This is a genomic window from Streptomyces sp. NPDC052012 (genome assembly GCF_040689265.1).
In the GTDB taxonomy this organism is placed as follows: Bacteria; Actinomycetota; Actinomycetes; order Streptomycetales; family Streptomycetaceae; genus Streptomyces.
In genome coordinates this window covers 183,252-194,642 of the sequence record NZ_JBFAXA010000011.1, presented here as the reverse complement: position 1 = coordinate 194,642, position 11,391 = coordinate 183,252, and the positions used below count along the sequence as shown (strand labels likewise).

Genomic DNA, 11,391 nt, shown 5'->3' with positions numbered 1-11,391 from the left:
CCGAGAACTGGCCGGTGACCCCGATCGCGGCCCGGACCGCCTGCGCCTCACGGGCCAGGTCGTGGCCGGCGACCTGCGCCTGACCGCCGTCCGCCGTGATCAACGTGGAGAGGATCTTCACCGCGGTCGTCTTGCCCGCCCCGTTCGGGCCCAGCAGGGCGAACACCGACCCGGCCGGGATGCGCAGGTCGATGCCGTCGAGGACCAGCTTGTCGCCGTAGGACTTGCGCAGACCGACGGCGGAGATGGCGGCCGGGGACGACGGACGACCGTCACCGTTCCCATTTCTGGACGTGGGCATGACAGATGAAGGCATGGTGCCCTCCCAATCGAAGTCCGAAAGGCTGAAGTGAATGAGGAGTGGGGGATGGAGGAGAAGGGCGCTCAGGCCCTGGCGCGGCGGATGTCGATGTTGCCGTAGCGGGTTCGGGCGCGGATCTTGACGGTCTCCTCGCTGTCCCCCGGGGCCTCGGACGCGGTGAGCGTGTTGCGCACCTGACCGCGACCCGAGCTGACGTCGAGCCACGCGGCCGTGCCCTCGCGGACGCCGACCTCGACGCCACCGTGGTTCGTCTCCAACTGGACGGTGCCGCGGACCACTTCGCCCACGCGCAGCGCACCGTGCACATTGGTGGCCGTGACCGAGTCCTCGGCACGCGCGATGTCGACGTCGCCGTTGACACCGTTCACGCGCAGTTCGCCGGTCGCGGCGCCGACGATCGTGGTGCCGTGGGAGTTCTTCAGGACAGCCGGGCCGTCGACGACGCCGACGCGCAGGCTGCCGGAGCTGGTGGTGATCTCGGCCGGGCCCTCGACGCGGTCCACGGTGATGGAGCCGTGCGCGGCGGTCAGCTTCAGCGGACCGGTCGCGTCGAGGCGGACGTCACCGCTCGAGGTCTTCACGTCGACCTCGCCGAGCCGGCCCTCGCCGAGCACCTGGGACCACGCACCGGTGGCGTCGACGCGGGAGCCCGTGGGCAGGTCGACCGTCACGTCCACGACGCCGGTGCGGCCGAGACCGAAAAGGCTGGGCTTGGGCGTCCGGACCGTCAGGACCCCGCTCGCGTACGTGACCTCGGTCTGGTCGGCGGTCCGCACGTCCAGGTCCTTCTTCGGGTCGCGGGGCCGCACCTCGACGACGGTGTCGGTGCGGTCGCCCGCGGTGAACTGGAGGGAACCGGCGTCCACGTGCGCGGTGACCGAGATCGGTCCGGGCGTGTCGAAAGAAGGCATGGCTGTCCCGTCCTCTTGGGTCTTGGGGTCGTCCCCGCTGGTGGGACGTGGTGGGAAGGAAGCGGCGGGCGCGGTCAGCGCACCCAGCCGGTGAAGCTCTGTCCGATGGTCCTGGCCTTCTCCGTCGTACGCGGCCGGGTGCCGCCGTCGACCGCGGCCGACACGGCCCGCACCAGCCACGCGTTGACCGACAGGCCCTCGCGGCTGGCGGCCTCCTCGGCGCGCGCCTTGAGGTGGGCCGGCAGCCGCAGATTGACGCGGGCGGTGCCGCCCTCGTCGCCCTCGGCGGGCGCCTGCGCCTTGAGCGGCTCGACGGGTGCGACCGGCTCCGCGAGGTCACCGGCGTCGGTGGGCGGCGGCGTCACCACGAAGTCGGGGTCGAGCCCGCGCAGCCGTACGTCGACCGAGCCGGGGGCGAGTTCGCGGGTGATCTCGTCCATGGCGGCGGAGAGCACGTTGAGCAGCGTCAGCCGGGTCGCCGACTCCAGGGGAGCGGTGAGGCGCTCGGCCAGCTCACGGGCTTCGTCACCGCCGGCCTCGGCGGCCACCGCGAGTTCGCGGCGGAGGGTGTCGACATACGGGGTGAGATCCATGACGCCATCATGGCACCATAGTGGCGCTATACGCAAGCCCGAGGCTGGCGACGTCCGGCCGTCAGTCAAGGGGCACCCTCCTGACCTGCACACATTCGATGACATCACCACCGCCCCTCGCGGCACCACAGGCGCGCGAGCTCCACCTCACGGCGCCACCTGGCACCACTCGGCGCCAGATTGGCGCCACCTCGACCCACCCACCGCCTTGTGGATCTCTGTTCGGCCACCAAACGGAAACAGACGCGCCGGTCCGTGCCCCCTCTGCGTAAAGTGCTCACGCGTCGGGCTTTCTGAACACGTTCAAGCGACGTGGGGGGTTCGACGTGGGAGGGGATCGCCCGATGGGCAAGGGGGTCAAGGCCGCCGTCATCGGTGGTGTGTTCACGGTGATGGTCGGCGGCGCCGGCTACGGCGCCTACAACATCGTGTCGGCGGTGAGCGGCGGCGGGGGAAGCGGGTCGAGCGCGTCGGCGCCGAAGACCGGGACGCCTGACGAGGACGAGGTCGCGGAGACGACCGGGAAATTCTTCGCGGCCTGGGAGCAGGGACAGGCGACGCAGGCGGCGGCGCACACGAACAACGCCGCGGCGGCCGGGACGCTGCTGTCCGCCTACGGCGAGGAGGCGCACATCTCCGACGTGCGCATCACGCCCGGCAAGGCCACCGGCACCACCGTGCCGTTCAGCGTGAAGGCCACCGTCAGCCACGACGGCGTCTCCAAGCCCCTGAGCTACGACAGTGAGCTGACTGTCGTGCGCGGGAAGACCACCGGGCGGGCGCTGGTGGACTGGCAGCCGTCCGTCGTGCACCCGGAGCTGAAGGACGGCGACACCCTCGTGACCGAGGAGTCCGCCAAGCCGCCCATCGAGGCGGTGGGCCGGGACGGCACGGTGCTGACGAAGGAGAAGTACCCCTCGCTCGGCCCCGTCCTGGACACCCTGCGCGAGCGCTACGGCGCCGAGGCGGGCGGCACGCCCGGCGTCGAGCTGGTGATCCGGCACGCCGACCCGGCGACCGCGGCCGACACCCCGCTGGTGACCCTGGCCGAGGGGAAGCCCGGCAAGCTGCGCACGACGCTCAGCGCCGGCGTGCAGGCCGCCGCCGAGAAGGCGGTGAAGCAGTACGCCGAGTCGTCCGTGGTGGCCGTGAAGCCGAGCACCGGTGAGGTGCTGGCGGTGGCCAACCACCGCGAGGACGGGTTCAACGCGGCCTTCCAGGGCAAGGTCGCCCCCGGCTCCACCATGAAGATCATCACCGCTGCGATGCTCATCGACAACGGTGTGACCTCGATGAACGGCCCCGCTCCCTGCCCGCCCACGGCCACGTGGCAGAGCCAGACCTTCAAGAACCTGACCGGCATGCAGCCGAACGACGGCGCCACCCTCGCCAACAGCTTCCTGCGTTCGTGCAACACCGCCTTCATCAAGCTCGTCGACGAGGAGCCGCTCACCGACGCCTCGCTCACCCAGGAGGCCGAGGAGCGGTTCGGGCTCGGCCGGGGCGACTGGAAGACCGGCATCGTCTCCTTCGACGGCAGCGTCCCGGCGGTGAGCGGCCCGGACCGTGCCGCGAACGCCATCGGTCAGGGGCAGGTGCAGATGAACCCGCTGAACATGGCGTCGGTCACGGCCACCGCGATCACCGGCACCTTCCGCCAGCCCTACCTGGTCTCCCCGGAGCTCGACGACCGGCAGCTGGCGCAGGCGAAGGGGCTGCCGGCGAGCACCGCGGCCCAGCTCAAGCAGATGATGCGGCTCACCGCGACCCAGGGCACCGCCGCGCAGGCCATGTCCGGGCTCGGCGGGGACATCGGTGCGAAGACCGGCTCGGCGGAGGTGGCCGGCAACGCCACCTCGGACAGCTGGTTCACCGGCTTCCGGGGTGATGTGGCCGCGGCGGCGATGGTGCAGCAGGGCGGGCACGGCGGCGACGCGGCCGGGCCGATTGTCGCAGCCGTGCTACGAGCGGGCGGCTGAACGGGCCGCGCACAGGCCGGGACTCTAGGGTGGTGGCCGTCGTTGGCTACACGTCGGCCACCACAGGGACACGTGAGCCCGGCGGATGAGTGTGGAGGAACCAGAGGCAGTGGGGAACAGAAGGCGCGTCGCCGAGCGAGGCAGGACGAGACCCGCGGTGCTCGGCGGGGTGATCGCCGTGGTCGTCGCAGGCGCCGGGGTCGGCGCCTACGCGCTGTTGGGCGGGGGCGCCGCCGCCGAGGACGGCGCCCGCGGCACGTCGACCGCCCAGCAGGCGAAGGACGTCAGGACCGGCCCGCTCACGCCGGCCGAGGTCACCGACACCGCCCGCCGCTTCCTCACCGCCTGGCAGGACGGCAAGGTGAGCGAGGCCGCCGCCGCCACCGACGACCCGAAGGCCGCCACCGCCCTGCTCAAGAGCTACGCCGAGGACGCCCGCGTCGAGGACGTCACCCTCACCCCGGGCACCGCCTCCGGCGGCAAGGTCCCCTTCTCCGTGAAGGGCACGGTGACGTACGAGGACCTCAGTGAGCCGCTGACGTACGACAGCGCGCTGACCGTCGTCCGCCGGGCCGGGGACGGCGAACCGCGCGTCGACTGGCAGCCGTCCGTCGTCCACCCGGAGCTGAAGGACGGCGACAAGCTGGTCACCGGCGCCTCCGGCACCCCGCCGGTGAAGGCGCTGGACCGGGACGGCGGCGAGCTGACCACCGCCGAGTACCCGTCGCTCGGGTCGGTCCTGGACGGGCTGCGCGAGAAGTACGGCAAGAAGGCGGGCGGCGAGGCCGGCGTGGAGCTGCGGGTCGTGCGCGGCAAGGCGTCGAAGAAGGCCGAGCTCGCCGACAAGACCGTGCTGGAGCTGAGCGAGGGCACGCCCGGCACGGTGAAGACGACGCTGAGCCCGTCGTTGCAGGCCGCCGCCGAGGAGCAGGTGGCGAAGAAGGACCGTGCGTCGGTGGTCGTGCTGCGCCCCTCGACCGGCGAGATCCTGGCCGTGGCGAACTCCTCGCACGGCTTCAACACCGCCTTCCAGGGCTCGCTCGCACCCGGTTCCACGATGAAGGTGATCACCTCCTCGCTGCTGATCGAGAAGGGCCTGGCCTCGAACGACAAGCAGCATCCGTGTCCGAAGTACTTCAGCTACGGCGGCTGGAAGTTCCAGAACGACGACAGGTTCGAGATCAAGAACGGCACGTTCAAGGCGAGCTTCGCCCGCTCCTGCAACACGGCCTTCATCAGCCAGGCGCCCGAGCTGGAGAACGACGACCTGACCAAGCAGGCCCAGCAGGTGTTCGGGCTGGCGATGAACAACTGGCAGATCGGTGTGTCGTCCTTCGACGGCGCGGTGCCCGTGCAGTCGGCGGCCCCCATGGCGGCGTCCCTGATCGGCCAGGGCGGGGTGCGGATGAACCCGCTGAACATGGCGTCGGTGGCGGCGACCGTGAAGTCGGGCGTGTTCCGGCAGCCCTACCTGGTCTCGCCCGAGGTCGACGGGCGCAAGCTGGCGACGGCCGCGCGCACCATGTCGGCGGACACGCTGGCGCAGCTGCGCGAGCTGATGGCGTACACCGCGTCCTACGGCACGGCGGCGGAGGCGATGGCCGGGGTGGGCGGTGACAGCGGCGCCAAGACCGGCTCGGCGGAGGTCGACGGGCAGAAGAAGCCCAACGGCTGGTTCACCGCGTACCACGGGGATCTGGCGGCGGCGGGTGTCGTGCAGGCGGCCGGGCACGGCGGCTCGACGGCCGGGCCGATCGTGGCGTCCCTGCTCAAGAGCGGCGGCTGAGCACCGCCCGGCCTCAGTGCGGCACCGGTTCCGCGGCGGCGGCGTAGGTCCGCCGCAGGAACCGGGTCAGGGCCTTCGTCTCGAACTGCACCACGGACACGCCCTGCGCGGTGTGGAACTCCAGTACGGCCTGGACCCGGCCGCACGGCCACACCCGCACCTCGCCGCTGCCGGCCGGCGCGGTGAGGCCACGCTCCAGCAGTTCACGGTCGACGGTCCACTCGGGCACCCCGGCTCCCGGCAGCCCGACGCGGACGCAGCGGGGGTCCCGCTCGGGGTCGTAGCGCAGGACGACGCGGACGGGCCGGTCGTCCTCCGGCGGGGCGTCGCTGATGACGTGGGCGCGTGCGTACTGCTCGACTACGGACATCGGTAGGCCCCTTTACGGTGCGCCACCCCCGCGGAAGCTGTCCTTGCGCCCCCTGTCCAGCGTCGCACAATCCCCGGATTCCGCCTCCCGGCGGAGGAAGCCTTGCGGTGGCCCGTCCGGGAGGCATCTCACATGTGCGATACGACAAGGGCTCGCTCTTGCAAGTACCTTGCAACTGCCCTCATCATCGAACCCGTGCACGCACCTGACGGATTCATCGACGCCCCCATCTCCGCAGCGGCCGGAGTGCTCGCCGCCGGCGCCATCGCCGTGAGCCTGCGCGGAGCGCGCAGGGAACTCGACGAGCGCACGGCCCCGCTGGCCGGTCTCGTGGCGGCGTTCATCTTCGCCGTGCAGATGCTGAACTTCCCCGTCGCGGCGGGGACCAGCGGCCATCTGCTCGGCGGCGCGCTGGCCGCGATACTCGTCGGCCCGTACACGGGCGTCCTGTGCGTGTCCGTCGTCCTGCTGATGCAGGCGTTCCTCTTCGCCGACGGCGGTCTGACCGCGCTCGGCGTCAACATCACCACTATGGCGATCACGACGGCGGTCGTCGCGTACGCCCTGTTCCGGGGGCTCGTGAAGGTGCTGCCGCGCACCCGCCGCTCGGTGACCGCCGCGTCCTTCGTCGCCGCCCTGGTCTCCGTCCCGGCCTCCGCGGTCGTCTTCACGCTGCTGTACGCGGTCGGCGGCACCACCGACGTCTCGATCGGCAAGGTCGCCGGCGCGATGGTGGGCGTGCACATCCTGATCGGCATCGGCGAGGCCGTGATCACGGCCCTGACCGTCGGCGCCGTCGTCGCCGTGCGCCCCGACCTGGTGCACGGCGCGCGCGGGCTGAAGCAGAAGCTCAAGCTGCGGGTGAACGGCGAGCTGGTCGACGCCCCGGACGCCGAGCCGGAGCCGGCGCCGGCCGCGGCCCGCTCCCCGCGCAGGGTCTGGATCGCCGGCCTGGTGACCTCGCTGGTCCTCGCCGGTTTCGTCAGCTTCTACGCCTCCGCCGACCCGGACGGGCTGGAGAAGGTCGCCACCGACCACGGCATCGACAAGAAGGCGGAGGAGCACGCGTACGCCGACTCCCCGCTCGCCGACTACGGCGTCAAGGACGTCGACGACGCCCGGCTGTCCGGCGGGCTCGCGGGTGTGATCGGTGTCGGTGTCACGGTCGTCGCGGGCACCGGCGTGTTCTGGGCCGTGCGCAGGCGGCGGACCGGCGGGACCGGCCCCGACGCGACCGGCGCCACCTCGCCCGCGCACACGAACACGACCGTCTGACATGGGAGCCGGGCACGCCCACCGGCTGTACCGGCACGGGCACTCCCCCGTGCACGCGCTGCCGCCGCACACCAAGCTCGCCGCGGTGTTCGCCTTCGTGGTGGTCGTGGTGTCGACGCCGCGCGAGGCCATGTGGGCGTTCGCGGTGTACGCAGGGCTGCTCGGCCTCGTCGCGTACGCGGCCCGCGTCCCGGCCGGATTCCTGCTCAGGCGGCTGCTCATCGAGGTGCCCTTCGTCGCCTTCGCGGTGCTGCTGCCGTTCGTGGCGGAGGGCGAGCGGATCGGCGTCCTCGGGCTGTCGCTGAGCGTGAACGGGCTGTGGGGCGCCTGGAACGTGCTGGCCAAGGGCACGCTGGGCGTCGCCGCCTCGGTGCTGCTCGCCGCCACGACCGAGCTGCGCGAGCTGCTGCTCGGCCTGCAGCGCCTGAGGCTGCCGCCGCTGCTGGTGCAGATCGCCTCCTTCATGATCCGCTACGGCGATGTGATCACCGACGAGATGCGGCGCATGCGGATCGCCCGTGAGTCCCGCGGCTTCGAGGCGAGCGGGGTGAAGCACTGGGGGGTGCTCGCGAAGTCGGCGGGCGCGCTGTTCATCCGCTCCTACGAGCGGGGGGAGAGGGTGCACCTGGCGATGGTCAGCCGGGGCTACTCCGGCGCCATGCCGGTGATCGACGAGGCGACCGCCTCCCGGGCGCAGTGGTCGTACGCGCTCGCCCTGCCCGCTGCCGCCCTCGTCGTCTGTCTGCTGGGATGGGTGCTGTGAGTACTGCTTCGCTGGAGGTCTCCGGCCTCGCCTTCGCCTATCCCGACGGCCATCAGGCCCTGTTCGGTGTGGACTTCTCGATCGCCCGCGGCGAGCGGGTCGCGCTGCTCGGCCCGAACGGCGCCGGGAAGACCACGCTCGTGCTGCACCTCAACGGCATCCTCACCGGCGGCACGGGCACGGTGAAGGTGGCCGGGCTGCCCGTGGGCAAGCGGCACATGGCGGAGATCCGGCGCCGGGTCGGCATCGTCTTCCAGGACCCCGACGACCAGCTGTTCATGCCGACCGTGCGGGAGGACGTGGCGTTCGGTCCGGCGGCGGCCGGGATGAAGGGGCCCGAGCTGGAGGAGCGGGTGGACCGGGCGCTGGACCTGGTCGGCATGCGGGAGTTCAAGGACCGCCCTCCGCACCATCTGTCCTTCGGGCAGCGGCGCCGGGTCGCCGTGGCGACCGTGCTGGCCATGGAGCCGGAGATCCTGGTGCTCGACGAGCCGTCGTCCAACCTGGACCCCGCCTCCCGCCGCGAACTGGCCGACATCCTGCGCTCCCTGGACGTCACCGTCCTGATGGTCACCCACGACCTGCCCTACGCGCTGGAGCTCTGCCCGCGCTCGCTGATCCTCAGCGACGGCACGATCGCGGCGGACGGTCCCACGGCGGATCTCCTCGCCGACGACGAGCTGATGCGCGCCCACCGCCTCGAGCTGCCGTTCGGCTTCGACCCGCGCTCGGTGCCGACCGGCTCGGCGCGTCCGTGACAATGGGCGCGTGACGAACGACGAGGGGACCGAGGGCTCACTGCTGCTCGACGAGCAGTTGTGCTTCGCGCTGTACGCCGCCCAGCGGGCGGTGACGGCCGCGTACCGCCCGCTCCTCGACGAGCTGGGCCTGACGTATCCGCAGTATCTGGTGCTGCTGGTGCTGTGGGAGCGCGGGGAGACGACCGTCAAGGACCTGGCCGCGGCCCTGCGCCTCGACTACGGCACGGTGTCGCCGCTGCTGAAGCGCCTGGAGGGCGCGGGTCTGGTGCGCAGGGAGCGCGCGGCGCACGACGAGCGGTCGGTGCTGGTCGCGCCGACGGGGCGCGCCGAGGAGCTGCGGGAGCGGGCGGCCCGGGTGCCGGGGGCCCTGCTGGCGGCGACCGAACTGGAGGGCGCCGAGGTCGCGCGGCTGCGCGAGGAACTGTGGCAGCTGGCGCGGAGAGCGGAGGCGGCGGCGGAGCGCGCCCGCTGATCCGGGGTTACCCGCGGTTGCCACCCCCTGATGGAGAACCGGGAGCTACTGGCCAGTACCTTGTGCACGATGTAGTTGTGCGCTCATGACTCGGGGAAGGCCAGCCCATGACCGACGGCACCGCTGCCGCCACCGACACCGACACCCGCCCGACGAAGATCATGTATGTCGCCGAGGCCACCGCCCACGGCGGCCGGGACGGGTATGTCACCAGCCAGGACGGCCGGATCGACCTGAAGGTCGCGATGCCCCCGGAGCTGGGCGGCGACGGCAACGGCACCAACCCGGAGCAGCTGTTCGCGGCCGGATTCAGCTCCTGCTTCCACAACGCCCTGATCCTCGTCGGCAACCGCGCCGGCTACGACCTCACCGGATCCACGGTCGCCGCGAAGGTCGGCATCGGCCCCAACAGACAGCGCGGCTACGGCCTCGCGGTCGCCCTGAGCGTCTCCCTGCCGGTCCTCGACGCGGGCCTCGCCGCGAAGCTCGTGGACGCGGCCCACGAGGTGTGTCCGTACTCCAACGCCACCCGCGGCAACATCGACGTAACGATTGTCCTCGGCTAGCGCCGCCCAGGAATCGCAGGCGGACGGGGGCCGTTGCACCCACTGTCACAGGCGGCTGTCGCATCGCATCGGAAGGGGCCTACGACGTGGTGGACGTGCACGGCACAGTGGCCGAGGGTTTTGAACCCGTTCGGGACGCGTTCGTACGGAACTTCCAGGCGCTCGGGGAGCGGGGCGCGGCGGTCGCCGTCTACCGGGACGGGGTCAAGGCCGTCGATCTGTGGGCCGGGACGAAGTACGTCGACCGCGCGGACGGCGCGGACGGCACCCACGGCGCCGACGGCAGCGCGCCGTGGCAGCGGGACACCGCCCAGGTCGTGCGCTCGGCGACCAAGGGCGTCGCCGCCGCCGTCCTCCTGCTGCTGCACCAGCGCGGCGAGCTGGACCTGGACGCGCCGGTCGGCCACTACTGGCCCGAGTTCAAGGCGCACGGCAAGGAGAAGGTGCTCGTCCGGCACGTGCTGAACCACCGCGCCGGGCTGCCCGTGCTCGACCGGCCGCTGACCCCGCAGGAGGCCGCCGACCCGCGGCGCGCCGCCGAGGCGGTCGCCGCCCAGGCGCCCGTGTGGGAGCCGGGCACGGACCACGGCTACCACGCCCTGACCTACGGCTGGCTGGTCGACGAGCTGGTGCGGCGCGTGACGGGCCGGGGCTCCGGCGAGTGGATCGCGGACGAGATCGCCGGCCCGCTGGGCCTGGACCTGTGGGTCGGGCTCCCGGACGCGCAGGCGCACCGGGTCGGACGGGTCGGCCGTGTCGACGGACCCGAGCCCGCCGGTGTGCTCCGTGCCCGCCCCAAGCGTGCGGTCACCGAGGCGTACGCCGACCCGGACTCCCTCACCCGCCGGGCCTTCGCCGCGATCACGCCCTTCCCCGACCAGAACGACCCGGCGTTCCGCGCGGCGGCGCTGCCCGCCGCCAACGGGATCGCGACGGCGGACGGACTGGCCCGCTTCTACGCGTCACTGATCGGGCCGGTCGACGGCGTACGGCTGCTGGACGCGGCCACCGTGGATCTCGCCCGCGCCGAGGAGTCGGCGGGCCCGGACCGGGTCCTGGTCGTGGGCACCCGCTTCGGCCTCGGCTACATGCTGCACGGCAGCGCCTCGCCCTTCCTGGCGCCCGGCTCCTTCGGCCACCCCGGCCGCGGCGGCTCCCTCGGCTTCGCCGACCCGGAGACCGGCATCGCCTTCGGCTATGTCACCAACGGCTTCCGCAGGACGGTGACGGCGGACCCGCGGGCGCAGGCACTGGTGCGGGCGGTGCGCAGCGCGCTCGGCGGCTGAACGCTCAGACGTGGATCGGGTGCGAGATCCGCCCCGACGCCTGGTCGATCTCGTCGTGCGCCTTGGTGAGCAGCTGCATCGCCAGTTCGTTCAACGCCCGGGCCCCGGCGACCTCCTCCCCGACCCTGGGCTGATTCGCGTCGGTGTGGTGCCGCGTCGCGTGTCCGTGCGCCCGGATCTCGGACCCGTCGGGCAACCGGACCATCGCGACCGCACGCGTGTGCGTGTCGTCCTCCATGAACTCCAGCTCGACATGCCATCCCACAGCGGTGTGCATCATGACGATCACCTCCGGAAGACCTACTTC

13 protein-coding genes are annotated in these 11,391 nt (G+C 72.2%); 8 read left to right on the top strand and 5 right to left on the bottom strand.

Annotation, left to right across the window (positions count from 1 at the left end; genetic code table 11):
* The 3 genes from AB0412_RS20155 to AB0412_RS20145 form a co-directional block, all read right to left on the bottom strand.
* Positions 1 to 316 (bottom strand): ATP-binding cassette domain-containing protein (locus AB0412_RS20155; protein ID WP_366403929.1); only part of this gene is annotated, 316 nt, incomplete at its 3' end.
* A gap of 68 nt (positions 317 to 384) precedes the next feature.
* A complete protein-coding gene (locus AB0412_RS20150) occupies positions 385 to 1,233 on the bottom strand; it encodes a DUF4097 family beta strand repeat-containing protein (protein ID WP_366403928.1) in 849 nt (282 codons plus the stop codon).
* A 74-nt stretch (positions 1,234 to 1,307) separates the two neighbouring features.
* On the bottom strand, positions 1,308 to 1,826 hold the full coding sequence (locus tag AB0412_RS20145) for a toxin-antitoxin system HicB family antitoxin (protein ID WP_366403927.1): 519 nt from the start codon (positions 1,824 to 1,826) through the stop codon (positions 1,308 to 1,310).
* A gap of 344 nt (positions 1,827 to 2,170) precedes the next feature.
* Between AB0412_RS20145 and AB0412_RS20140 the strand changes: the two genes are divergently transcribed.
* Together AB0412_RS20140 and AB0412_RS20135 are read left to right on the top strand one after the other, a co-directional pair.
* Entirely contained in the window at positions 2,171 to 3,805 is a 1,635-nt protein-coding gene (locus AB0412_RS20140) for a penicillin-binding transpeptidase domain-containing protein (protein WP_366403926.1), read from the top strand.
* Positions 3,806 to 3,914: 109 nt separating this feature from the next.
* Entirely contained in the window at positions 3,915 to 5,591 is a 1,677-nt protein-coding gene (locus AB0412_RS20135) for a penicillin-binding transpeptidase domain-containing protein (protein WP_366403925.1), read from the top strand.
* A 13-nt stretch (positions 5,592 to 5,604) separates the two neighbouring features.
* On the opposite strand, the gene AB0412_RS20130 is transcribed toward AB0412_RS20135, so the two are convergent.
* Positions 5,605 to 5,961 (bottom strand): SsgA family sporulation/cell division regulator, encoded by a 357-nt coding sequence (locus AB0412_RS20130; protein WP_366403924.1) that lies wholly within the window; start codon positions 5,959 to 5,961, stop codon positions 5,605 to 5,607.
* 195 nt (positions 5,962 to 6,156) lie between these two features.
* Here AB0412_RS20130 and AB0412_RS20125 point away from each other — a divergent pair, with 195 nt between their 5' ends.
* The 6 genes from AB0412_RS20125 (at position 6,157) to AB0412_RS20100 (ending at position 11,084) form a co-directional block, all read left to right on the top strand.
* Complete coding sequence (locus tag AB0412_RS20125; protein WP_366403923.1) at positions 6,157 to 7,236, top strand: energy-coupling factor ABC transporter permease; 1,080 nt, start codon at positions 6,157 to 6,159, stop codon at positions 7,234 to 7,236.
* 1 nt (position 7,237) lies between these two features.
* A complete protein-coding gene (gene cbiQ / locus AB0412_RS20120) occupies positions 7,238 to 7,999 on the top strand; it encodes a cobalt ECF transporter T component CbiQ (RefSeq protein ID WP_366403922.1) in 762 nt (253 codons plus the stop codon).
* Positions 7,987 to 8,757, top strand: a complete 771-nt coding sequence (locus AB0412_RS20115) for an ABC transporter ATP-binding protein (protein ID WP_366403921.1) — start codon at positions 7,987 to 7,989, stop codon at positions 8,755 to 8,757. The genes cbiQ and AB0412_RS20115 overlap by 13 nt, the downstream gene beginning before the upstream one ends.
* 10 nt (positions 8,758 to 8,767) lie before the next feature.
* On the top strand, positions 8,768 to 9,232 hold the full coding sequence (locus AB0412_RS20110; RefSeq protein ID WP_366403920.1) for a MarR family transcriptional regulator: 465 nt from the start codon (positions 8,768 to 8,770) through the stop codon (positions 9,230 to 9,232).
* A 107-nt stretch (positions 9,233 to 9,339) separates the two neighbouring features.
* Positions 9,340 to 9,798: an organic hydroperoxide resistance protein gene (locus AB0412_RS20105; protein WP_366403919.1), complete on the top strand. Its 459-nt coding sequence runs from the start codon at positions 9,340 to 9,342 to the stop codon at positions 9,796 to 9,798.
* 89 nt (positions 9,799 to 9,887) lie between these two features.
* Complete coding sequence (locus tag AB0412_RS20100) at positions 9,888 to 11,084, top strand: serine hydrolase domain-containing protein (protein WP_366403943.1); 1,197 nt, start codon at positions 9,888 to 9,890, stop codon at positions 11,082 to 11,084.
* Between the two features lie 4 nt (positions 11,085 to 11,088).
* On the opposite strand, the gene AB0412_RS20095 is transcribed toward AB0412_RS20100, so the two are convergent.
* Positions 11,089 to 11,364: a DUF1876 domain-containing protein gene (locus AB0412_RS20095; protein WP_366403918.1), complete on the bottom strand. Its 276-nt coding sequence runs from the start codon at positions 11,362 to 11,364 to the stop codon at positions 11,089 to 11,091.
* Positions 11,365 to 11,391: the final 27 nt, after the last annotated feature.

Bases quoted from the DNA above. Each gene is read 5' to 3' on its own strand.
- AB0412_RS20150 (WP_366403928.1), bottom strand. From the start codon at position 1,233: ATGCCTTCTTTCGACACGCCCGGACCGATCTCGGTCACCGCGCACGTG.
- AB0412_RS20145 (WP_366403927.1), bottom strand. From the start codon at position 1,826: ATGGATCTCACCCCGTATGTCGACACCCTCCGCCGCGAACTCGCGGTG.
- AB0412_RS20140 (WP_366403926.1), top strand. From the start codon at position 2,171: ATGGGCAAGGGGGTCAAGGCCGCCGTCATCGGTGGTGTGTTCACGGTG.
- AB0412_RS20130 (WP_366403924.1), bottom strand. From the start codon at position 5,961: ATGTCCGTAGTCGAGCAGTACGCACGCGCCCACGTCATCAGCGACGCC.
- cbiQ (WP_366403922.1), top strand. From the start codon at position 7,238: ATGGGAGCCGGGCACGCCCACCGGCTGTACCGGCACGGGCACTCCCCC.
- AB0412_RS20115 (WP_366403921.1), top strand. From the start codon at position 7,987: ATGGGTGCTGTGAGTACTGCTTCGCTGGAGGTCTCCGGCCTCGCCTTC.
- AB0412_RS20105 (WP_366403919.1), top strand. From the start codon at position 9,340: ATGACCGACGGCACCGCTGCCGCCACCGACACCGACACCCGCCCGACG.
- AB0412_RS20095 (WP_366403918.1), bottom strand. From the start codon at position 11,364: ATGATGCACACCGCTGTGGGATGGCATGTCGAGCTGGAGTTCATGGAG.